This window comes from Deinococcus planocerae (assembly GCF_002869765.1).
Taxonomy (GTDB): domain Bacteria; phylum Deinococcota; class Deinococci; order Deinococcales; family Deinococcaceae; genus Deinococcus; species Deinococcus planocerae.
Window position 1 is genome coordinate 83,375 of sequence record NZ_PNOR01000014.1, and the last position, 20,948, is coordinate 104,322.

Sequence of the window (20,948 nt, forward strand, 5' to 3'; positions counted from 1 at the left end):
TTGCAGGCGTGGCTTCTTCCAGGCTTCCTGAGACCTATATCGCGGAGGTGTTTGGCTTCCCGGCAGACAACCGGGACGCCGACGTCGAGCACTTCCGCAGCCTTTCCCTCTGTCCCTTCCGGCCTATTCGCTCGCAGGCCAGGCGGGACCTCTCCCTGCCGGACACCACCGTGCCCTTCCAAGAGCAGTTTGGCCGCTGCACCAAGGGGAAGAAGAACGACCCCCTGGGTGTGTGCAGCGTCTACGTGGAGGGCAAGCCCTGCATCACCTGCCCCGTGAGATTTGGGGAGGGCGACGTGATGCTGGACGCGACCAAAGCCTGGGCCGCGACCGTGTTGATCGTCCCGGCGGCGGAGATGACCGCGATCCCCGAGGTCCGGCTCATCCCCACCCTCACGCCGGAGGCCGGTGCCCCGGTGGCCGGCGGTCCCCTGTTCAGTGAGGAGACGCCTACCACCACAGAGGAACTGCTGGACAGCGATCCCGCTGCCGAGGGCGCCCAGGACCCGGCAGCGGAGGGGCAGGATGCCGAGCAGGAGAAAAGCGCGGGCAACATCGATTACGTCCTCGCGCATATCGACACCGCCATCAAGAACAGCCGCCACCTCAGTGACCACCACCTCAACGCCTACGCGGCGCTGGAGGTCCAGGCGGTCTACATCAGCGGGAACGTCAGGAACCCCTTCGAGGCGTATATGGGCCGGGCTGCCTGGGACGGCACCAACCCCCCGCGCCCGGACTGGCTCAGCAGCTCGCGCAAACGCCTTGTGCCGCAGCTTGCCTGGAAGGGCAGCGTGCTGCACGCGTGGCGCAAGCCCATCGCGGTGTGCGTGCAGGCAGCCTTCTGGGACACCATGCCCTACCTGAGGAACGTGACCACGGGCGACCCCGCCAGCGCCGCGTTCCGGGAGCTCGCGTGGGTCATCGTCGACCTGGAGCGCAGGGGGCGCGTCTACTTATTGCAGCACGTCCAGACCCTCCACAGCGAGTTCGACCGGGCGCTCCTGGCGGCCACGCAGACACCTGCCGGTTACGATCACGTCCTCAAGAAGGTCATCCTCAAGAAGTACATCAGGCAGACGACCGGGAGGAGTCCGTTGGAGCCCAGCCCGTCTATTACGGCAAAGCAGGCCCACTCCATGGGGCTGCCCCGCAAGCGCAGGGTCTGACTCAGCCTGCCCAGCTCAGGTCCCTGCCGATGAGCAGTTCGTCCATCACGGCGTGGTGGGTGCTTTTCATGGCAATCGGCCTGGCCTGGAGACCGTGCCGCCGGGCCAGCGCTCGCACCTCGGGGGTGAGGTCGTAGGTCATCACCACGTCGTGCAGCCCAGCGGCGAGCCCGAACAGCCGCTCGTGGTCCACCACGCTGTGCGTGTACAGCCGGCTGCCCGCCTTCTTGCCCCCCGCGGTATAGGGCGGGTCCACAAACACGCTCACGTCCCGCCGCCCGGCGTACTGAGCCATGACGGGGAAGGCGTCCCCCCGGATTACCGTGACCCGCTCACGCACGGCATTCAGGGCACGGATGCGCCGGGCCAGGGTCTCGGGATACCAGCGACTGAGCACGCCCCTGCCGCCCTCGCCGCTTTTCAACACCCCACCGCCGGGCGCGATGATGCCGCCGTGGGAAACGCGGTTCTGGACCACGGTCCGCCACGCCACCTCCAGGGGGTCCTGGGGATCGCTGGCGAGGATGGCGGCTGCCGCCTCCGGGGTCATCTCGAAGTCCAGGATGCGGCGCACCAGCGCCTCGGCCTGATCGCTGAAGATCACCTGCCAGACTGCCGTGACCCGGGGATCGAGTTCGACCATCACCACGTGATCGGCCAGCCCCTCCAGGGCTACCGCGCAACTGCTGGAGCCGCCGCCCGCGAAGGGCTCCACGAAGACCGCCGAGCGCTCCCGTGAGGCCAGCCAGCGGCGCAGACGGGGAACGAACCAGGACTTGCCGCCGGGGTAGCGAAAGGGGCTGTACTGCGGCACCTGCGCGACGTTCACGACATGGCGCGGTGGCACGTCCAACAGGAGAGGGGCCTGGGGGGCGATCATGCGCAAACCATAACATGTCTACATTCGGACGAAAGAGGGCAAGAGTACTCATAGAAAGCACACAGTTGGGTGCGAGCTGTACGGGTCTTGCTTCCACCACTTTTATCTTCTAGCCATTCCCCCGACCGCGCACGGCCCGGCGTCCGCTCCGGTGCGGGAGGCGGCCCATGCATCCGCCCGCATCCATTGCCGTCGTCTCGCGCCCGCCGCCTCCGTTCCCGCAACCCCGCCCCCACCCGGCGCGTAACCTGACCTATGGGTCTTCCCCCGTCCGCTTCCCCCTCCCCCCCGGCGGCCCTCGACCTGCGTGACCTGCACAAGAGTTTCGGCGGGCGCGAGGCCGTCTCGGGCGTCTCCCTGCGGGTGGGGCCGGGGGAGCTGTACGCCCTGCTGGGGCCGAACGGGGCGGGGAAGACCACGACCATCCGCATGATCGCCGGGCTGACCCTTCCGGACCGCGGGGAGGCCCTGATCCACGGCTTCAGCGTGGGGCGGCAACCCCGCGAGGCCAAGCGGCTCCTCGCCTACCTGCCCGACGACCCGCTGCTCTACGGCAAGCTGACCCCGCCGGAGTACCTGGAGTTCGTGGCCGGGCTGTGGGGGGTGGAGGCGGGCCCCGCCGCCCGCCGGGCCGAGGAGCTGCTGCGCTGGCTGGGCCTGTGGGAGCACCGCGCGGGGCGGGTGGAGGGCTTCTCGCGCGGGATGAAGCAAAAGCTCGCGCTGGCGGGCGCCCTGATCCACGACCCGCGCCTGATGCTCCTCGACGAACCCCTCACCGGGCTCGACGCCGCCGCGGCCCGGCAGGTCAAGGACGCCCTGCGCGACTTCGTGCGGGGGGGCGGGGCGGTCGTCCTCACCACCCACATCCTGGAGGTCGCCGAGCGCCTCGCCGACCGCATCGGGATCATCGCCGCGGGGCGCCTCGTCGCGGAGGGAACTCCGGGCGAACTGCTCGCGCGCACGGGCACGGCGAGCCTGGAAGACGCCTTCTTGCTCCTCACCGGGCTCGCCGCGCCTCCCGCCGAAGTCCCGCTGGAGAGCCTTTGAGGGCCGCGCCCGGCTCCCTGCGCTGGCTGGTGGGCAAACAGCTTCTCTGGCTGTGGCGGGGCCTGACCGGGGGGCAGCGCCGGGGCCTTGTCGCCGCGCTCGTGCTGGTCACGCTCTTCACGGTGGCCCTGTACCTGGGCCTGCGGTCCCTGCTCGCGGGCGTGGACGTGAACGCCCCCCTGCCGGACGCGGCGCTCGGCCCGGTGCTGCTCGCGCAGGTCTTTTTCCTCACGGTGATGGGCTCGGCGGCGGTGACGGCGGCGCTGGAGGCCCTCTTCACCCGGGGGGACCTCAACCTGCTGCTGCACTCGCCCCTGTCGCCGCGCACCGTGCTCGCCTCGCGGGCGCTGGGGGTCGCCGCGTCGGCGGGGCTGTCGGCGGCGCTGTTTCTCGTGCCCGTGCTCCTCGTGTTGCTCGCGCTGGGGGCGTGGCGGGGGCTGGGCATCCTGGGGTGGTGGGCCGCCGCGTCGCTCCTGGCCTCCAGCCTGGGGCTGTGGCTCACCCTGGGGCTGGTGCGGTTGATCGGGGTGCGCCGCACCCGCACGGTCGCCTCGGTGGTGGGCGCCCTCCTCGGCGCGGGCGTGTTCCTCGTCTCCCAGTGGCGCACCGTCACGGGCGGGGACGGGGGCGCCCCCTTCGCCGCCGTGCTGGGGGTGGCGCCGGGGGTGGGAGGCTGGCCGGGGCCGGGGAGTGCCCTGTGGTTCCCGGCGCGGGCGGCGTGGCTCGACCCGCTGCCGCTGCTCGCCCTGCTGGCGGGGGCGGGGCTGGTCTTCGCGGGGACGGTCGCCGCGCTGACCCGGCAGTTCACCCGCGGCGTGCGCGAGGCGGGGGAGACGGGCCGCCGGGCCGCGCGGGAGCCCACCCGGCCCCTGCGCTTCGCCTCGGGCACGCGGGCCACCCTGCTCAAGGAGTGGCGGCTGCTCGGGCGCGACCCCGAGGTGCTCTCGCGCACGCTGCTGCAACTCGTCTACCTCCTGCCGCTCTTCTTCTCGGTCGCCCGCGGGAGCGTGCGGGGCGCGACCGGGGCGGGGATGGTCCTCCTCACCGCGAACCTCGCCTCCAGCCTCGCGCGCCTGACCCTCGACGCGGAGGACGCCCCCGACCTGCTCGTCACCGCGCCCCGCAGCCCCTCGGCCCTGCGGCGCGAGAAGTGGCTCGCCGCCGCCCTGCCCCCGGCCCTCCTCGGCGTGCTGGGGCTGCTCGGGCTCGCGGCGCGGGGGGTGCTCGGCCCCGGGGCACCGTCCGCCCTGCCGCTCCTGGGGCTGGTGCTCCTCGGCACGGGGGGCGCGGCGCTGACCGTCTTGTGGCAGCCCCTCCCGGTGCGGCGGGCGGACGCCTTCCGGCGGCGCGAGCCCCGGCCCGTGGTCAACGTCGTCCTCGGCCTGGTCTTCCAGGTGGCCCTCAGCGCCGCGGCGTTCGCGGCCACCGCGGGGCAGGCGTGGGGTCTGGCGGCCCTCGCCCTCGCTCTCCTCGCCCTCGCGGTCGTCTACGGGCTGCGCAGGAGCGACGTGCGCTGAGACACCGGGGCCTCCCCAGCATAATTTTTTTGACATTTCAAACCTCTGCTCCTAGAGTGAAGGCTCCTTCCTGATCCGCCTCCCCTGGGGGGGAACGGAGGTGCGCCTGCAACTCGGCTCCCGCATTCGCGCCCGTCGCCGTCAGCTCTCGCTCACGTTGAGAGAGGTCAGTGAGCACAGCGGCCTCTCGGTGCCGTACCTCTCGCAGGTGGAGCGCAACCAGGCCAACCCGACCGTCACGTCGCTCGCGGGAATCGCCCGGGCCCTGGGGGTCAGCCTGAACGTCTTCGTCCCGGGGCAGGAGCCGGTCGCGGTGGTGACGCGCGCGGGGGACGACCACGCCCTGAGCGTGCGCGAGCTGCCCTTCCGGATCAGGCGCCTGGCGGGGCGGGGCGACGCCCTCCAGATGGAGCCGCTGCTCATCCACGTCGAGCCCTACTTCGTCTCGCCGCCCACCACCCACCTCGGGGAGGAGTTCGTGTACGTCCTGCGCGGGGAACTGCGCCTGGGGCTGGGCGGGGAGTGGCATCTGCTCGGCGCCGGGGACAGCGCGCAGCACGCGAGCACCACCCCGCACGCCTGGGAGAACCCGCGGGGCACCGAGACCCTGCTCCTGTGGGTCGGCATCCCCAGACTCTGGTGAGACCTCACGCCCCGACCCCAGGAGGCTGCATGGAGAGGCTGAGCATCCAAGGCGACCGCCGCCGCTTTCAGGCCCTGCCCGCCACGGTCGGGCACCTCTTCTTTCCCGCCGGGACCGTGCTGCCGGAAACCCGGCACGAGGAGGACGAGGTGTCGTTCATCCACAGCGGGTCGCTGCGGGCGGTGAGCGGGGGCCGCGAGTACCTGATCCGCGCCGGGGACGTGACCTTCATCCCCGCCGGGGAGGCCCACCGCGCCGTGGTGCTGGAGGACGTGACGCTGAGCTACGTGCTGCTGGAGAGAGAGTGAGTGTGGGGTGGCTCGTCGGGCGGGTGGGGCTGGCGCTGTTCGCGGCCTTCGGGGTCAGCGTGCTCGTCTTCGTGCTGCTGCGGTTGGTGCCGGGCGACGTGGTGACCAACCTGATCGGGCTGGAGGGCAACGTCAGCCCCGAGGGGCAGGCCGAGCTGCGGCGCCTCTTCGGGCTCGACCAGCCCCTCACCGCGCAGTTCGCCACCTGGTTCGGCGCCCTGCTGCGCGGCGACCTCGGCGTGAGCCTGCGCACCGACCGCCCGGTCTTCACCGATCTGCGGCTGCGCTTCCCGGTGACGCTCGAACTCACCGCGCTCGCGCTGCTGCTGGCCCTGGTCGTCGCGGTGCCGCTCGGCGTGACGGCGGCCCTGTCGCGCGGGCGGCTCGCGGACGTGCTCTCCAGCGGCTTCGTGCTCGTCGGCCTCGCCGCGCCCGAGTTCTGGGTCGCGCTGCTCCTGATCCTGCTGCTGAGCCTGCACTGGCCGCTCTTTCCCCCCAACGGCTTCGTGCCGCTCTCGGAGTCGGTGTGGGGCAACCTGCGCTCGGTGTTCCTGCCGTCGCTGGCGCTGAGCCTGGGGCTCGCCGCCGCCGTCACCCGGATCGTGCGGTCGAGCCTGCTGGAGGTCATGACGCAGGACTACGTGCGCACCGCCCGCGCCAAGGGCCTCGCGGAACGGGTGGTGGTCTACCGCCACGCGATGCGCAACGCCCTGATCCCGGTCGTCACGGTCGTCGGGCTCCAGGCGGGGAGCCTGCTGGGAGGCGCGGTGATCATCGAGCAGATCTTCGGGCTGCCGGGGGTGGGCCGCTACGCGCTGGAGGGCATCAACCTGCGCGACTACCCGGTCGTGCAGGGGGCGGTGCTGTGCATCGCGCTGAGCTACGTGCTCGTCAACGTGGTCGTGGACGTGCTCTACGGGCTGATCGACCGCCGGGTGGTGTACGGATGACGACCGCGACCGGGGCGCCCGCGGTGCAGTCCCCGGCCCGCCGCGCCGCCCGCCTGTTCTTCCGCTCGCCCGCCGGGGTGGCCGGGCTGGTCCTCACGGGGCTGGCGGTGCTGTGCGCGCTCCTGGCCCCCCTCCTCGCCCCCTACGACCCGGTGGCGTACCTGCCCGCCGACCGGATGCAGGGCCCCAGCCTGCGCCATCCCCTGGGCACCGACCTGTACGGGCGCGACCTGCTCTCGCGGGTGCTGTACGGGGGCCGCATCAGCCTGTCGGTGAGCGTCCTGAGCGTGGGGCTCGCCCTGCTCGTGGGCGGGGTGTTCGGGGCGCTCGCCGGGTACCACCGGGGCTGGGTGGACACCCTGATCATGCGGGTGAGCGACGTGTTCCTGGCCTTTCCCGCCGTGCTGCTCGCCATCGCGCTGCTCGCCTTTCTGGGGGGCGGCTTCTGGAACCTGACCCTCGCCGTCGCGGTCGCGTTCGCCGCGCCCTTCACGCGGGTGGTGCGGGCCGCCGTGCTGCGGACCCGCCACGCCATGTTCGTGGAGGCGAGCGGGGCCCTCGGCGCCACCGACGCGCGGCTGCTGTGGCGGCACGTCCTGCCGAACGCCGCGGGCCCCATCCTGGTGGAAGTGACCCTGCGCCTCGCCTACGCCATCCTCGCCGAGGCGGCCCTGAGCTTCCTCGGCCTGGGCACCCAGCCCCCGGCCCCCGCCTGGGGGCAGATGATCGCGGACGGGCGGCCCTTCCTGGAGACCAACCCCTGGATTTCCATCAGCCCCGGCCTGGCGATCATGTTCACCGTCTTGGGCTTCAACCTCTTCGGGGACGCCCTGCGCGACGCCCTCGACCCCCGGCTGGCCCGCTGACCCCCGCCCGCACCCCACGTCCCGCGCCCCCGCCGGGCGCCCAGGAGGCCCCATGAACCAGCGCCGCGTCACGACCTCGCTGCTCCTCGCCCTCGGCCTGTCTTCCGGCGCGCTCGCCCAGACTTCCGGCGGCGTCCTGCGCGCGGGGATGCAGGCCGACCCCGTGGGCCTCGATCCCCACGTCACCCAGGCGACCTCCACCCGCAACCAACTGGAGAACGTGTACGACACCCTGGTCGCCTTCGACAGCCGCGGCAGGATCGTGCCCTCGCTGGCGACCCGCTGGACCGCGAGCCCGAACGGGTTGACCTGGACCTTCACCCTCCGGCCCGGCGTGCGCTTCCACAACGGGCGCGCCCTGGAGGCGAGCGACGTGGTGTATTCGATCAACCGCATCAAGAACCCGGCCACCCGTTCCCCCCGCAGCGGCGACTTCGAACTCGTGCGGTCGGTCGCCGCGCCGAACCGAACCACGGTCGTCATGACGCTGAGCCGCCCATTCTCGCCGCTGCTGAGCAAGCTCGCCTTCAGCCTGAACGTGATCGTGCCCCGCGAGGCGGCGGCCACCCTGAACACCCGGCCCGTGGGCACCGGGCCCTTCACCTTCGTGGAGTACGTGCCGCAGACGCGCATGGTGCTGCGCAAGAACCCCAACTTCTGGGGCCGCGACGCGCGGGGGGGCCGCCTGCCGTACCTCGACGGGATCACCTTCACGTACCTGCCCGACCCTACGGCGCGCGTGACGGCGCTGCGGGCGAACACGGTGGACTGGATCGAATACGTGCCCTCGACCGATGTCAAGACGCTCCAGGCCAACCCGCAGGTCGCCGTGCTGGGCGGGCCGAGCGCGAACTACCGGGCGCTGTTTCTCAACGTGGCGCAAAAGCCCCTGGACGACCCCCGGGTGCGCCGCGCGATGGCCTACGCCGTCAACAACCAGGAGATCGTGGACGTGGCGCTGCTCGGCACGGGCGGCCTGCCCTCGCGCGGCACGCCCATCCCGGAGGGCAACTTCTACGCCGTGACCGACCCGAACTACGGCAGACCCAACCTGGAGCGGGCGCGTGCCCTGCTCCGTGAGGCGGGCTACCCGAACGGCTTCACCCTCGACCTCAAGGTGACGAGTACCTACGACTTCCTGCGCACGCCCGCCGAGATTCTTCAGGCGCAGCTCGCCCAGGTCGGCATCCGGGTGAACATCACGGCGTTGGAGTGGAGCGTGTACCTCCCGGACATCCTCAAGAAGAATTACACCGCCACCATCCTGGGAGAGAGCGGGCAGGGCGACCCCGACGACTACCTCTACACCCCCTTCGCGTCGGACAGCGGGGGCAACCTGACGAACTTCAGGGACGCGCAGATCGACCGCCTGCTCGACCAGGGGCGGCAGACGAGCGGGGCGGAGGCCCGGCGCACGATCTACGCGCAGGTCCAGCGGCGGCTGGTGGACCTCAGCCCGATGGTCTTCCTGTTCTCCAGCACCCAGTACGAGGCGGCGAGCCGCCGGGTGCAGGGCTACCAGCACTTCCCCAACACGAGCTACCTCGGCCTGCGGACGACCTGGCTGAGGTGAGGCGGGGGAGAGGCCCTGCCGGGTTGAGGTTTGAGGCGTGTCGCCCCGTTGTGGTGAATGACCACAGCAATACGAGGCTTTGTTTTCTGCCCCTCCCCCTTGAGGGGGGAGGCTGGGAGGGGGTGAACGGGCCGGGCGTCCCCAGGAAATAGACGGCCAACTCCCTAGGTCACTTACTGGGCGAGGGAGGACTACCTGCCTTCCTGGGAAGTCCGCCCCCCTCCCTACCCCTGTCCGCCCATCCGCCGCACCGCCTCGGCCAGGACCTCCGGCGCCTCCGTCTCCACCGCTTCGAGAATCAATCCCGCCACGTATTCGGCGGAGTCCCCCTGCGCGTACGCCTCACCCTCGCCGGGACGGATGCCCACCGAGTTGAAGCCGAAGTCGGTCGCCGTCCGCGTCGGGTAGACCGTGCTCACCCGGATACCCAGCGGCGCGAGTTCCAGCCGCGCGATGTCCGAGAGGTGGTTGACGACATGCTTGGTCGCCGAGTACAGGCCCATGCCGGGCAGCAGCATCCGGGTCGTGCCCGAGCTGATGTTCACGATCACCCCGCCGCCCTGCGCCCGCATGATCGGCACAACCTGCTGCATCGCGTTCACCACGCTGACCACGTTGAGTTCCAGCAGGTCGCGGAAGTCCTGCAAGCCCGCCTCGGCCACGTCCGCGCGCATCCCTCGCCCGGCGTTGTTCACGAGCACGTCGAGGCGCCCGTAGTGCTCGTGGGTGCGGGCCACCATCCGGCGCACGTCTTCCTCGCGGGTCATGTCGGCGGGCACGGCGAGCGAACCCGGCAGCCGCGCGGCGAGGTCTCCCAGCGCCCCCTCGGAGCGGGCGGCGAGCGCGACCTGTGCCCCCCGGGCGGCGAACAGCTCGGCGGCGGCCCTCCCGATGCCGGAGGAGGCGCCCGTGATCAGCACGACCTTGCCCTGAATGTCCATGCCGGTACTGTAAACGCCCGAGAATTGGAGCGGGGGTGATCCTGGACCGCACCCATAGGATAGGGAGCTCAATGCCGGTCACCCTGAACGAAGTGAAGGGTCTCGTCGGGCGTACTGGAGATGCTTCGCTGCGTTCAGCGTGACGGCGTGCCGGTGTCACACGCCGTGGATCACCACGACCGTCTTGCCCCGCGCCGTGCGGCCCTCGGCGTGGCGGTGGGCGGCCACGATCTCGGAGAGGGGGAAGGTCCGGTCGAGGGGGACCCGCAGCTCTCCGGCGTCGATCAGCCGCGCCAGGAACGCGAGGTCCTGCGACCTCTCCTTCGTCTGCACGCCCGACCAGCGGGGTCCCTGCCGCCCCACCCTCGCCCGCACGTCGGCCAGGCTCGTCGGGAAGGGCCGGGTGGACACGTACACCCCGTCCGGCGTGAGCGAGGACCGCACCCGCGCGAAGGGAAGGGCGGGCGGCGTGTCGAAGATCACGTCCCACGTCCGGCCCAGCCGCGTGAAGTCCACCGCCCCGGAATCCAGCACCTCGTCCGCCCCCAGCTCCCGCACGAAGTCGAGCTTGCCGCCGCGCGCCACCCCCGTCACGGTGGCCCCGTAGTGCCGCGCCAGCCCCACCGCGAAGGAGCCGATGCCGCCCGCCGCGCCGTACACGAGCACCCGGGCCCCCCGCCGCAGGTGCAGCCCCGCCCCGTCGCGCAGGGCTTGCAGGGCGGTCAGCCCGGCCAGCGGCACGGCGGCGGCCTCCGCCGGGGAGACGCTGGCGGGGGCCGCGGCCACCCGCGATTGCCGCACGGTGACGTACTCGGCGGCGCCGCCCCCGCCGTGGCCGATCAGGGTGAATACCCGGTCGCCGGGGTCGAAGGCCGTGACCCTCGGCCCGAACCCGACGACCTCGCCTGCCACGTCCAACCCGACCGTGAAGGGCGGCCTCGCCACGAGGCGGGCGGGGCCGCTTCCCCGGCGCAGGCCGAGGTCGGTGCCGTTCACGCTGCTCGCCTGAACGCGGATCAGCACCTCGTCGCCCTGGGGGTGCGGCCAGGGCACCTCCTCCACGCGCAGGACCTCGGGACCGCCGAACGAATGAAAGCGTGCTGCCAGCATGCGCCACCCTAGAGCGGCCCCCGGCGGGCGGCATGAGGGGCCGCGGAGGGCGTCTTCACCTGGACTTGGGGGCGCGGCCTCGCCTCAGACCAGCCCCAGCTCGAAGGCGCGCAAGACGGCCTGGGTGCGGTCGCGGGCTTCGAGCTTGCCCATCAGGTTCGAGAGGTGGTTTTTGACGGTGCCCTCGCTCAGGCCCAGGCTGCGGGAGACGTCGCGGGTGGACTGCCCGCTCGCCACCAGACCGAGCACCTCCCGCTCCCGCGGGGTCAGGGCCGGGCGGGCGGACCCGGCGGGGCGCGGCGGCGCGCCCAGGCCGGCGCGGGCCTGCTCGCTCAGCAGCGGGCGCGCGACCGCCTGGCCCTGGGCGGCGGCCCGCACGGCGCCCAGCAGCACGTCGAGCGTCACGTCCTTGAGGAGGTAGCCCAGGACGCCCAGGCGCTTGCCGCGGGCGAGCACCTCGGCGTCCTCGAAGGAGGACAGCAGCAACGTGGCGGGCAGGCAGCCCAGCGCCCGCAGCGCCCCCACGACCTCCAGCCCGCCCTGCCGGGGCATCCAAACGTCGAGGAGCAGCACGTCGGGGCGGTGGTCGAGCACCGCGCGCACGGCCCCCTCCGCGTCGCTCGCCTCCCCCACCACCCGCACGTCCCGCACCGACTCCAGCAATCGGCGCAACCCCTCGCGCATCAGGGTCTGGTCGTCCACCAGGCACACCCGGATCATCGCCAGCCCTCCGCCAGGGGTACGCTGGCCTGCACCTGCACGTTGCCGGGAGCCAGCGTGCCCACCGTCAGCGAGCCGCCCACGTCCGCCAGCCGCTCGCGCATTCCCGTCAGGCCGTGGCCGGGCACAAGCGGCTGGCGGGCCTTGCCGTCGTCTTGCATCCGCACGGTCACCCGGTCCTCCTCCAGGCAGACCTCGACGAAGAAGTTGGTCGCGCCCGCGTGGCGGACCGTGTTCGTCAGGGCTTCTTGCACCACCATCGCCAGGGCGCCCAGCGCCGCCGACTCGGGGACGGGCGTGGACGGCGGCAGCGACACGTGCACGCGCAGCCCGGGCACCGACACGTCGAGCGGGCGCAGCACCTCGCCCCAGCCGCGCGCCGCCGACCTGAGCGAGCCCACGGTGCCGCGCACGTCCTCGAACAGGCGCGAGACGATGGCGCGCGCCCGCCGCACGGCCTCATCGTCCCCGAAGCGCCGGGCGTGCTCCAGCTCCACCCCCAGCAGCGCGAGGTCGTGCCCGAGCACGTCGTGCAGGTCGCGGGCGATCTGGACCCGCTCGGCCTCGCGCGCCTGCCGCTGGAGGTGGGCGGCGAGGTTGAACCACTCCCGGCGCAGGTGCAGGTGATGGAAGACGGCGAACATCCCGAGCGCGAGACCCGCCTGGAGCCCCAGCGACCACGCGAAGTCCTCCAGGGCGGCGGGCCCTCCCAAGCGCCCCCCCAGGATCACGAGCAGGAGCGCCGTCTGCACGCCCACCCACGCCAGGGCCGGGCCCAGCCTCAGGTGCATGGGCAACACGCCCGCCACCGCGACGAGGGGCGCCCCCGCGAGGGGATGGAGCGGAAACAGGCCGTGCAGCGCGAGGGCACACAGACTCAGCCCCACGGTCCAGCGCCGCCGCACCCGGTAGGAGGCGGTCGAGTCGGTGGCCCGCCAGAAGCTCAGCAGGTACGCCGCGCACGCGAGCGCCGCGGGCGTGTGGAGCCAGAACCCGCCGGGCGGCGTCTCCCCGGTCAGCAGGGACAGCATCAGGGCGCCCCAGAGGCCCAGGGCGGCCCAGCGCAGGACGTGCAGGCACTTGAGGGTGAACACGGCGCGCGCATTCTAGGGGCTGCGGCGCGGCGCCCGGCGTGACCGCATGCGGACGAGTGCCCGCCGTCCAGGCATCCGGAACCGGGGCAACTGCGGCTTCCCGCCCCCCTCCCGCGCGGACAGGCCGGAAAGGAAGCACCCCGGGCGAGGCGCTTCCTTCGTAGTCAGACGGGGGTGTCCCCTGAGCCGGGAGGCTAGCGCCCCACGAAGTCGGCGGCGATGATCCCGCGGCACCACCCGCCGGGCTTGGTGTCGAGGGTGCCGCCCCCGTACGCCTCCACGACGACCTTCACGGTGGCCCGGTCGGTCGAGAAGTCGACCACGTTGAGGTGGTACTCGCGCAGTTCGCCGAGCTTGAGGGAGAGCTGGACTTTCCCCACGGCGAGGGCGCCCTCGATGGCGCGGCCATAGATGTCGTAGACCTCGGTGCGGCTCTTGACGTTCGCGCCGTCGGCCAGGGTGATCCATTCCTTGGTGGTGCAGCGCTTCTTGTCCTCGTTGACCCAGCGCACGGCCTGGTACCCCGGCAGCGCGTCGCTGCGCAGGCTGCGGTTGGCCGTGGCCGTGATCAGGCACGTCTGGGTGGAGCGGCGCCAGCGGCTCGCCCACACGTTCAGGACGCAGGAGCCCGAGTACGTCTGCCCGATGCTGTAGGGGTCGGGGAGGCCCGCCTGCCGCAGGGCGTCCGCCATCTCGGGGGTGATCTCCGGGCGACCGGGCGCGGGTGACACCGCGAAGTCCGGGGGCGAGGGCTGCGGCGGCACGGGGTCCGGATCGGGCGTGGGCTCCGGCGGGTCGCAGGTCACGAGGTTGACCGGCACGCCGCCCTTCGGGTCGGACGACTCCGGGCACGGCAGCATCTGCGCCTGCACGTCCGGCTTGGCCCCCCTTGCGGCGCCCGGCGTCTGCGCCACGTTCCCGCAGGCCATCAGGGTGAGCGAGAGCAGTCCCAGCGCCGTCAGTCTGAAGGTGTTCTTGCCCCGCGTGTGGTCGTGTCCTGCCCCTGGCTGTGACATACGTTCCCCCCTGGACACCCGCCTGCCGTGTGTCCTGGCAAAGTTGGTCGACTGGAAAAATCGCCGGACGCCTGACCGAGTCCGGAGGATGAACTCCGGAGAGTGGCGTGAAGGGACAATCAGGTCATACGTCTCCCGTCGTGAGCAGCGTTTGGAATCGGCGCACACGCGCTTCCCCGCCCCCGGCCCCGCAAGGGGTTCGGGTTCGACCTCCGCGTTGTGTCCGTCGAGGAACAGGGTAGGAGACACCCCCGCTCCGGCGCGCGTGCGCGGCGTCATGGGGGCCGTGACCATCGTCACGGGTCGCGGCATGGCGGGGGCCCCCCGTGCCTGCTCCGCCGGGCTTACGGTCCCGCTCCGCGCGGGGTCTATGCTGGGCACCGACCGGCGGCGGGACGGCGAGGAGCGCGCGGCTCCACCCGCGGGGGAGAGTTCCGGATGCAAGGACTGGCGTTCAACGTGCTGCTGGCGGTGGTGTGGGCCCTGTTCGCGGGGGAGGTGAGCCTGCGCGAACTCGTCGTCGGCGCCGGGCTGGGCTTTGCCCTCCTGGCGCTCTTTCCCCGCGCGCTGGGCACCGGGGGCTACGTGCGCCGGGTCGGGGCCGGGCTCGGCTTCCTGGGGTTTTTCCTGCGCGAACTCACCGTGGCGAACGTGCAGGTGGCCCTCTTCGCCCTGCGGCCCCGTCCTCCGCTGCGCCCCATGATCGTGGCGGTGCCGCTGCGGGTGCGGGGCGACGGCCCCCTGACGATGCTCACCGCCGTCATCACCCTGATGCCGGGCACCGTGGCGATGGGCTTCAGCGCGGACCGCCGCGTCCTCTACGCGCACGCCATCGGCACGCCGAACGTGGGGGCCGCCCACGAGGCCATCCTGGCGGTGGAAGACCGCCTGCTGCGCGTCCTCGACCTGCCGACACACCGCCTGGGCAGGGCGTCAGCGTGCGGACGGTGTGCCGGGCAAGCCTGAACTCGTCCCCTCACAACGGCCTGCTGCGGATCGCCGGGTCCAGCTACACCCGTCCGGACGGACAGGAGACCGGGCCTCTGCCGGTCGAACATGGCGGGCAGCTCACCCGGGTTGAACGTCCCTGCCCTCATCCCCTGGGGGGGGAGCCGGGCCAGGGGACGGACGGGAGATCAGGCCGGGTTCCTGCGCAGGGGAACGCCGATCTACTCGACCTTCCGTCCCGCCTTGTGATCCTCCCCGGAGGGTCTAAACTCTGAGCATGACGACGGAACTGACGGTGACGGGGATGAGCTGCGGCCACTGCGAGCAGGCGGTGGCGAGCGCGCTGAAAAACGTTCCCGGGGTGCAGGACGTTCAGGTGGACCTCCAGCGCGCCACCGCCACCGTGCGGGGCGAGGCCGAGCCCCAGGCACTGATCGCCGCCGTGACCGAAGAAGGCTACGGTGCCCAGGTGCGCGGCTAACGTGACCCACGCCAAGACCGACCACGCCAGCCACACCGGGGCTCACCTGTGTATGCCCGAGGACGCCCGCAAACGCGCCGCCCGGCGGCTCAAGATCGCGCGGGGTCACCTCGACAGCATCGTGACGATGCTGGAGCAGGAGGACGCGTATTGCGTGGACGTGCTGCGGCAGATCAAGGCGGTGCAGGGGGCGCTGTCGGGTGCGGGCGAGGTCGTGCTGCGCGGGCACCTCGAGGCGCACGTCGCCACGGCGTCCACACGGGGCGACAGTGTGGAGATGGTCGAGGAGCTGATGGAGGCCCTCAAGTACACCTGAGCGGCGGCAAGCGAGCTGGGGGCGGCCTGTTGGTCGCCCCCAGCTCCTTTTCCGTTATCAGGTGGCGGGCAGCGTCCGTGGCGCCCGCATAGGCCGCTGCCCGAAGCGCAGCCGGTTGAGCAGCAGGGCATTCACCGTCACGATGACCGTGCTCGCACTCATCAGCAGGGCCGCCCATTCCGGGCGCAGCAGGACCCCGTAGGCGGGGTAGAGCACGCCCGCCGCGAAGGGGATGGCGAGGACGTTGTAGATCGCCGCCCAGAAGAGATTCTGCTTGATCTTGCCCTGCACCTGGCGGGCGAGGGCGATACCGGTCGCCACACTCGCGGGGTCGCTCTTCACCAGCACTACGTCGGCGGTCTCCACGGCCACGTCGGTCCCTGCCCCGATGGCAACGCCCACCTCGGCCTGCGCGAGGGCAGGCGCGTCGTTCACGCCGTCTCCAACCATCGCCACCTTCCGGCCTTGCCCCTGCAACTCCTGGACCTAGGCGGCCTTCTGCTCAGGGAGCGCGTCCGCGATCACGGTGTCCATCCCCAGTTGCCGGGCCACCGCCTCCGCTGTGCGGCGGTTGTCCCCAGTCAGCATCACCGTCTGGACACCGAGGCCGTGCGGCGCCTGCACCGCCCCCCGTGCGGACTCCCGGATGCGGGCGGCGACCGCGACGACGCCCAACGCTCGCCCGTCTGCCGCGACAAACATGGCCGCCTTCCCGTCCCCGGCCAACCGCTCGACCTGCGTTTCAAGCGGACCTGATGGCACGCCCTCCTGCTCCATCAGCCTGCGGTTGCCGATCAGCACCTGCCGCCCGTCCACCCGGGGGCCTGCACGCCGCGCCCAGGAATCGAGTCGAAATCCTCCGCCCGACTCAAGGAGACGCCCCATTCCCGGGCACCGCGCACGATGGCCTCGGCGAGCGGGTGCTGCGAGGGCTGATCGGCGGAGGCCGCCAGGTGAGGCAGTTCGGTCTCGCTCACGCTCGGCGCGGGCACGAGGTCGGTCAGGGCAGGCTGGCCCTCGGTCAAGGTGCCCGTCTTGTCGAAGATCACGGTGTCCACTTCGGCGGTCGCCTCCAGGGCCGTGGCGTTCTTGAGCAGCACCCCCTCCCGCGCCCCCTGACCGACGCCCACTGTGAGAGCGGTCGGGGTAGCGAGCGCCAGCGCGTCCGGGCAGGCGATCACCACCGTCGAGACGGCGGCTGTCAACGCGAACGCGACCCCGGCCCCCAGGAAGAACCAGACCAGGAAGGCGACCAACCCGCTCCCCAGCGCGACGAAGACGAGGTACCTCCCTGCCCGGTCGGCGAGGCGCTGCGCGGGCGCCTTGCTCGCTTGGGCGTTTTGCACCGTCTGCACGATACGGGACAGGGCCGTGTCTCACCACGGCGCGCGGTTCCCGGGCCAGCTCGGACAGGGTGGCTGCCCAGCCCCGAAGGTGGGCGTGAAAGGCCAACTGTTGCCGGGCCTTCAGCCCGAGTCGCCGCACCCGCTCGCACGGCACATTCCAGCGCTGCGCCGTGATCTCCCGCCCTTTGCGGCGGACCTAGGCACCCAACGCCTCCCACCACGCGGGGCGCTTACCTGGCGGGGGAGAGCAAGAGGTCACCTCGGGTCGCTTGACCGGGCCCGCCCCCTTGGTCCGCACGCTCACGCGCCTGACGGCGGGCGGGGGGTCGGGGCGGACGGGGGCGCCACCCCAAAGGCCCGCTCGTACTCCCGCGCCGCCTGGTGTGCGCCCACCCCGTTTCCGAGGCGCCGGTACAGCGCGATCACGGCCTGGTGCGCCGCCTCGGCCAGGGGATCGAGGTGCAGGGCGCGCCGGTAGTGGCCGAGCGCCAGCTCGGGCGCCGTGTCCTCGGCGCGGCGCCCGAGGTCGAGCGCCACCGCCACCGCGCGGTCCACGACCCGCGCCCGCACCTCCTCGACCCACTCGCCGTCGCTGCCGGGCAAGAAGGTCAGGTCGTCCCCGGCAGGCCAGGCATCTAGCGGGTCCGGGGGCGCGTCCGCGAGCAGGGCCGCGACGTCGACCTGCACGGTCAGCCGCTCGTGCAGCCGGTACTCGCCGTCAACGAGGAGGATCGGCTCCAGCGCCGCCGCGTCCTGGAGCGCCTGGCGCAGGGCACGCAGCGCGCGGCGAAAATACTGCTCGTGGCGCCGCTCGCGTGAGCCCTCGAACAGGAGGTCGATCAGGTGGGCGCTGCTCGCCGGCCCGCGCCACGCCAGGTACACCAGCAGCTCGCGCGATTTGCGCAGGGGGATGGCGAGCGGTTGGCCCCCGATCTCCGCGCCAAAGCGGCCCAAGGTGGTGAGCCGCAGCACGGCCCCGTCTCCGGGGGCCAGGGCGGGAACGAAGCGGGCGAGGCGCGCGGGCCACCACCCCCGCCGGGCGCACTCCGCGAACAGGCTGGCCAGCTCGTCGCGGTCGACGTTGAGGACGGCGTCGCTGCCGAGGGCGCCGAGTTCCGCGGTGAGGGCCTGCACCCGGGAGAGGTCGAGTTGCCCCGAGCGGCGGGCGGCCTCGGCCCGGAACGCGAGCAGGCGCACCTGCGTGTCCTCGCTGAGCAGGTCGTCCTTGGCGACCTGCGCGAGCCGCGCCGCCGCCTCGGGCACGTCTCCCTGGGCCAGCACGAGCAGGGCCCGGTACAGCTCGACCACCGCCCGCAGCTCGACCCCGTACTGGCCTTCTTGCTCGTCTTGCAGGTTCGTCAACTCCCCGAGCAGGGCGCGCGACCGCGTGAGGTCGCCGAGTTGCCGCGCCACGTCCGCCAGCTCCAGCTTGGCGTACACGACATCGGTGTGCAGGCCGCACGCCGTGCTGACCTCGAGCGCCGCCTCGAAGGCCTCCCGGGCCTGGGCGGGGCGGCCGAGGTAGCGCTCGATCTGGCCCTGCTGGTTGAGAAACTGCGCGTGACGCGCCGGGGTGTCGGTCGCGGCGACCCCGAGGCCCTGCGCCGCGAGGCGCTGCGCCTCCTCCAGCCGGCCACTGCGGAACAGCAGGGAGATCAGCGCGTGCGCCGGGGCCAGGGCGCGCCTCGGCAACCCCAGCTCCTGAAACAGGCGCAGGGCGCGGCGCAGGGCGTGTTCGGCCTCCCCGCCCTGGCCGAGGTGCTCCAGCGTCTCGCCGCGGCGCCAGAGGGCCTGGGCCAGCAGCAGGGGCTGGGCACTGCGCTCGGCGAGCGCGACCGTCCGGGCGGTGTCCTCCAGGGCCTCCTCGTGTTGGCCCAGCAGCAAGCCGGCCTGGGCGCGGATGGAGCGCAACTCCACCTGATCACCCGCGTCCTGAAGCTGGGGGTGGGTCAGCCCCTCCTCGGCGAGCTGCCGGGCCAGGCCGAAGTTGCCCTGCTTGCCGCTGATGTTGGCGAGTGCGGCCAGGGCGCGCCAGCCCTCGCGGGGATCGGCGTGCACCCGCCGCAGCAGCGCCTCGCCCAGGGCGGCCTCGCCGACGTACCCGCACGCGACCCCCTGGCGCACGAGCAACGCGGCGGGCAGCTCCGCGTCGCCGAATTCCGCCAGCACCTGCCGCACCAGCCGGTACTCGCCCCGCCGCAGCAGCCGGTCGGTGACCTGCTCGGCCAGGGCGAGGGCGCGTGAGCGCTGACCCGCGGCGAGGTGGTGACGCAGGGCCGCCAGCGCGTCGCCCCGCGCCTCGGCCAGCTCGCCGGCCCGGGTGTGGAGGACGCGGTAACGGGCGGGCCGGGTACGCAGCTCGCGCTCCAGCGCCCCCAGCAGCAGCGCGTGGGGCCGGTAGCGCCCGGCGCCCAGCGGGCTGAGCAGCACGCCCGCCCGGCGCACCTCCCGCAGCCAGCCCGGGGGCAGGCGTGCCCCGGCGGCGCGCACCGCGTGCTCCTCCCATTCCGGAAACACCGCCGCCTCGGCCAGGACCCCGCGCACCTCGGGCGCCAGGTGGCCCAGCACCTCCAGCACGAGGTCGAGGGGATCGAGGTGCGCGGCGCTGCCGGCGGCGCCCAGCGCCACGCCCGCTGGCCAGCCTTGCAGGTGGGCGAGTTCCCGCGCGTCCAGGTCGGCGCCGCAGCGCCGAAGATAGGCCTGCACCTCGTCCTCCGAGAAGGCGAGGTCTTGCGCGGTGAGCACGGTGGCCCGGCCGCGAGCGACGAGGGAGGGCAGCGGCAGACCCGGGGCGTCCCGGCCCGCCAGCAGCACCTGCTGGCCCTCGTTCAACGCGAGGGCGAAGTGGCCGAGCCACTCGCCGGCACTGGAGCCCAGCAGTTCGAGGCCGTCGAACACGAACACCACCGCCTCGCCGAGTTCACCCGCCCGGGTCGCCAGGTGCGTGGGGTTGGGGCGTTCCTGAAGGTCCAGGTGCAGCCAGGGGGGCAGGTGCAGGCCGGGCTCCAGCGTCTGGAGTGAGCGGGCCAGGTGGGCGGCGAGCACCGCCGGGTCGGCGTGATCCGGGGTGAGGTCGAGCCAGAGGGTCCGCGCCCGGTCGCGGGTGAGCTGGGCGAGCAGCGTGGTCTTGCCGTAGCCGGCGGGCGCAATCAGGGCGACCAGCCGGGCCGGGGGAGGGGCGGCGAGCCGCGCGAGCAACGCCGTTCGGGACAGCTCCCAGGGCAGATCATGGGGACGAAGGGTGCGGGGGTGGTCCGGCACGGGGGTCTCCTCCACGGGGGCTTGACACGGCATGAAGAGCGTGGGTGAGGCGAGAGGAGATGGTCACCCGGGCCGCCTGACCCCCTCTATGCTGACACGCGCCCATCCGGTCTCAGCCAGACAAGCCTCGCCGGGCGCCCACCCATCACGCCCAGCGTCCAGGGGTCGGCGCCCATTTCGACGCTGAGGGTGCGAAAGGCGGCCCGCAGGCCGCTCCCCCGGGGAGCGCCTGACCTCCGGTCCGGCAGGCCCGCCGCGCCGGGCCGGAGGAGAAGGTCTCGCTTGCGACACCGTGCGGCCTGGGGGCGCTGGGACGGTGGGCCGGGGCGCCCGCTGCCCGCCGACCGGCGAACCGGTGATGGGGAGTTCGCGGCGCGTCCCGCACTTCCCTGACTTCAGGTCCCGGGGGAACCCGGCCTCCACCCGCTGAGCTTCGGCCCAGGAAGCGGCAGGACTCGACACGCTCATGAGAAAGCGCTCCTGCGCCGTTCCCGGCCCGTTCTCCCGGGCGTTGTTACGGTATCGGCCAGAGCCCGGGGCAGGAACGTTTCCCAGACCGCCGAGTGGTGGCCTGAGCCTGGGGTTCGTGTTCCACGGGGAGGTGACCGCCCACAGAACGCCCCGCCCAGAGCCGCCGCGCCGGCCCACCGCTGCCCCTCCGGCCTGACCCCGCACCTCGGCGGGCCCACCGGGAGGTCCTGCTGGTCTTTGCTCACCCCCTCCGACCGGCTGTGCCCGGCGTCTGCCGCCCGCGCCGGGAAG

Annotated in this window: 20 protein-coding genes and 1 pseudogene; 11 read left to right on the plus strand and 10 right to left on the minus strand. The window is 72.7% G+C overall.

The features are described from left to right. The first annotated feature begins 47 nt into the window (after nucleotides 1–47). Entirely contained in the window at nucleotides 48–1,169 is a 1,122-nt protein-coding gene (locus tag A7B18_RS09980; protein WP_180970098.1) for a NotI family restriction endonuclease, read from the plus strand. A gap of 1 nt (nucleotide 1,170) precedes the next feature. On the opposite strand, the gene A7B18_RS09985 is transcribed toward A7B18_RS09980, so the two are convergent. Then, the gene (locus A7B18_RS09985) at nucleotides 1,171–2,049 is read right to left on the minus strand and encodes a DNA adenine methylase (protein ID WP_219722112.1); all 879 of its coding nucleotides are present in this window, start codon (nucleotides 2,047–2,049) and stop codon (nucleotides 1,171–1,173) included. 255 nt (nucleotides 2,050–2,304) lie between these two features. Between A7B18_RS09985 and A7B18_RS09990 the strand changes: the two genes are divergently transcribed. The 7 genes from A7B18_RS09990 (at nucleotide 2,305) to A7B18_RS10020 (ending at nucleotide 8,953) form a co-directional block, all read left to right on the plus strand. After that, nucleotides 2,305–3,096: an ABC transporter ATP-binding protein gene (locus A7B18_RS09990; protein WP_102126547.1), complete on the plus strand. Its 792-nt coding sequence runs from the start codon at nucleotides 2,305–2,307 to the stop codon at nucleotides 3,094–3,096. Further along, nucleotides 3,093–4,613, plus strand: coding sequence for a hypothetical protein (locus tag A7B18_RS09995; protein WP_102126548.1), 1,521 nt, complete (start codon nucleotides 3,093–3,095; stop codon nucleotides 4,611–4,613). Before A7B18_RS09990 ends, A7B18_RS09995 begins: the two co-directional genes overlap by 4 nt. Before the next feature lie 100 nt (nucleotides 4,614–4,713). Continuing rightward, nucleotides 4,714–5,256, plus strand: a complete 543-nt coding sequence (locus A7B18_RS10000) for a helix-turn-helix domain-containing protein (protein ID WP_102126549.1) — start codon at nucleotides 4,714–4,716, stop codon at nucleotides 5,254–5,256. Between the two features lie 29 nt (nucleotides 5,257–5,285). Continuing rightward, nucleotides 5,286–5,564, plus strand: a complete 279-nt coding sequence (locus A7B18_RS10005) for a cupin domain-containing protein (RefSeq protein WP_102126550.1) — start codon at nucleotides 5,286–5,288, stop codon at nucleotides 5,562–5,564. Beyond that, complete coding sequence (locus A7B18_RS10010; RefSeq protein WP_219722113.1) at nucleotides 5,561–6,514, plus strand: ABC transporter permease; 954 nt, start codon at nucleotides 5,561–5,563, stop codon at nucleotides 6,512–6,514. Before A7B18_RS10005 ends, A7B18_RS10010 begins: the two co-directional genes overlap by 4 nt. After that, nucleotides 6,511–7,380, plus strand: coding sequence for an ABC transporter permease (locus A7B18_RS10015; RefSeq protein WP_102126552.1), 870 nt, complete (start codon nucleotides 6,511–6,513; stop codon nucleotides 7,378–7,380). The genes A7B18_RS10010 and A7B18_RS10015 overlap by 4 nt, the downstream gene beginning before the upstream one ends. A 52-nt stretch (nucleotides 7,381–7,432) precedes the next feature. Further along, nucleotides 7,433–8,953 carry an ABC transporter substrate-binding protein gene (locus A7B18_RS10020; protein WP_102126553.1) on the plus strand — a complete coding sequence of 507 codons (1,521 nt, stop codon included), beginning with the start codon at nucleotides 7,433–7,435 and terminating at the stop codon, nucleotides 8,951–8,953. A gap of 224 nt (nucleotides 8,954–9,177) precedes the next feature. Here A7B18_RS10020 and A7B18_RS10025 read toward each other — a convergent pair whose 3' ends face one another. The 5 genes from A7B18_RS10025 to A7B18_RS10045 form a co-directional block, all read right to left on the minus strand. Continuing rightward, nucleotides 9,178–9,894 carry an SDR family oxidoreductase gene (locus A7B18_RS10025; protein ID WP_102126554.1) on the minus strand — a complete coding sequence of 239 codons (717 nt, stop codon included), beginning with the start codon at nucleotides 9,892–9,894 and terminating at the stop codon, nucleotides 9,178–9,180. Nucleotides 9,895–10,050: 156 nt separating this feature from the next. Further along, nucleotides 10,051–11,004 (minus strand): NAD(P)-dependent alcohol dehydrogenase, encoded by a 954-nt coding sequence (locus A7B18_RS10030; RefSeq protein WP_102126555.1) that lies wholly within the window; start codon nucleotides 11,002–11,004, stop codon nucleotides 10,051–10,053. 84 nt (nucleotides 11,005–11,088) lie between these two features. Beyond that, on the minus strand, nucleotides 11,089–11,724 hold the full coding sequence (locus A7B18_RS10035; protein WP_102126556.1) for a response regulator: 636 nt from the start codon (nucleotides 11,722–11,724) through the stop codon (nucleotides 11,089–11,091). Then, nucleotides 11,721–12,818: a sensor histidine kinase gene (locus tag A7B18_RS10040; protein ID WP_102126557.1), complete on the minus strand. Its 1,098-nt coding sequence runs from the start codon at nucleotides 12,816–12,818 to the stop codon at nucleotides 11,721–11,723. The genes A7B18_RS10035 and A7B18_RS10040 overlap by 4 nt, the downstream gene beginning before the upstream one ends. A gap of 194 nt (nucleotides 12,819–13,012) precedes the next feature. Next, nucleotides 13,013–13,834 carry a hypothetical protein gene (locus A7B18_RS10045; protein WP_102126558.1) on the minus strand — a complete coding sequence of 274 codons (822 nt, stop codon included), beginning with the start codon at nucleotides 13,832–13,834 and terminating at the stop codon, nucleotides 13,013–13,015. Nucleotides 13,835–14,272: 438 nt separating this feature from the next. On the opposite strand from A7B18_RS10045, the gene A7B18_RS10050 reads away from it, so the two are divergent. The 3 genes from A7B18_RS10050 (at nucleotide 14,273) to A7B18_RS10060 (ending at nucleotide 15,579) form a co-directional block, all read left to right on the plus strand. Beyond that, the gene (locus tag A7B18_RS10050; protein WP_102126559.1) at nucleotides 14,273–14,800 is read left to right on the plus strand and encodes a Na+/H+ antiporter subunit E; all 528 of its coding nucleotides are present in this window, start codon (nucleotides 14,273–14,275) and stop codon (nucleotides 14,798–14,800) included. Between the two features lie 259 nt (nucleotides 14,801–15,059). After that, nucleotides 15,060–15,263 (plus strand): CopZ family metallochaperone, encoded by a 204-nt coding sequence (locus tag A7B18_RS10055; protein WP_102126560.1) that lies wholly within the window; start codon nucleotides 15,060–15,062, stop codon nucleotides 15,261–15,263. A gap of 52 nt (nucleotides 15,264–15,315) precedes the next feature. Further along, nucleotides 15,316–15,579 (plus strand): metal-sensitive transcriptional regulator, encoded by a 264-nt coding sequence (locus tag A7B18_RS10060; RefSeq protein WP_102126573.1) that lies wholly within the window; start codon nucleotides 15,316–15,318, stop codon nucleotides 15,577–15,579. Nucleotides 15,580–15,636: 57 nt separating this feature from the next. On the opposite strand, the gene A7B18_RS22575 is transcribed toward A7B18_RS10060, so the two are convergent. From A7B18_RS22575 to A7B18_RS10070, 4 genes and pseudogenes are all read right to left on the minus strand, one after another. After that, nucleotides 15,637–16,014: a hypothetical protein gene (locus tag A7B18_RS22575; protein WP_245872819.1), complete on the minus strand. Its 378-nt coding sequence runs from the start codon at nucleotides 16,012–16,014 to the stop codon at nucleotides 15,637–15,639. Between the two features lie 30 nt (nucleotides 16,015–16,044). Next, nucleotides 16,045–16,464 (minus strand): annotated as a pseudogene (locus A7B18_RS22580) (HAD-IC family P-type ATPase); the annotation flags it as partial. After that, a complete protein-coding gene (locus A7B18_RS22585; protein ID WP_245872816.1) occupies nucleotides 16,374–16,925 on the minus strand; it encodes an HAD-IC family P-type ATPase in 552 nt (183 codons plus the stop codon). The gene A7B18_RS22585 and the pseudogene A7B18_RS22580, both read right to left, overlap by 91 nt. Nucleotides 16,926–17,225: 300 nt before the next feature. After that, nucleotides 17,226–20,186 (minus strand): AfsR/SARP family transcriptional regulator, encoded by a 2,961-nt coding sequence (locus A7B18_RS10070; protein WP_102126561.1) that lies wholly within the window; start codon nucleotides 20,184–20,186, stop codon nucleotides 17,226–17,228. Nucleotides 20,187–20,948: the final 762 nt, after the last annotated feature.

Bases quoted from the DNA above. Each gene is read 5' to 3' on its own strand.
- A7B18_RS10060 (WP_102126573.1), top strand. From the start codon at position 15,316: ATGCCCGAGGACGCCCGCAAACGCGCCGCCCGGCGGCTCAAGATCGCG.
- A7B18_RS09985 (WP_219722112.1), bottom strand. From the start codon at position 2,049: ATGATCGCCCCCCAGGCCCCTCTCCTGTTGGACGTGCCACCGCGCCAT.
- A7B18_RS10045 (WP_102126558.1), bottom strand. From the start codon at position 13,834: ATGTCACAGCCAGGGGCAGGACACGACCACACGCGGGGCAAGAACACC.
- A7B18_RS10055 (WP_102126560.1), top strand. From the start codon at position 15,060: ATGACGACGGAACTGACGGTGACGGGGATGAGCTGCGGCCACTGCGAG.
- A7B18_RS10030 (WP_102126555.1), bottom strand. From the start codon at position 11,004: ATGCTGGCAGCACGCTTTCATTCGTTCGGCGGTCCCGAGGTCCTGCGC.
- A7B18_RS10020 (WP_102126553.1), top strand. From the start codon at position 7,433: ATGAACCAGCGCCGCGTCACGACCTCGCTGCTCCTCGCCCTCGGCCTG.
- A7B18_RS10025 (WP_102126554.1), bottom strand. From the start codon at position 9,894: ATGGACATTCAGGGCAAGGTCGTGCTGATCACGGGCGCCTCCTCCGGC.
- A7B18_RS10005 (WP_102126550.1), top strand. From the start codon at position 5,286: ATGGAGAGGCTGAGCATCCAAGGCGACCGCCGCCGCTTTCAGGCCCTG.
- A7B18_RS10015 (WP_102126552.1), top strand. From the start codon at position 6,511: ATGACGACCGCGACCGGGGCGCCCGCGGTGCAGTCCCCGGCCCGCCGC.
- A7B18_RS09990 (WP_102126547.1), top strand. From the start codon at position 2,305: ATGGGTCTTCCCCCGTCCGCTTCCCCCTCCCCCCCGGCGGCCCTCGAC.
- A7B18_RS10050 (WP_102126559.1), top strand. From the start codon at position 14,273: ATGCAAGGACTGGCGTTCAACGTGCTGCTGGCGGTGGTGTGGGCCCTG.
- A7B18_RS10035 (WP_102126556.1), bottom strand. From the start codon at position 11,724: ATGATCCGGGTGTGCCTGGTGGACGACCAGACCCTGATGCGCGAGGGG.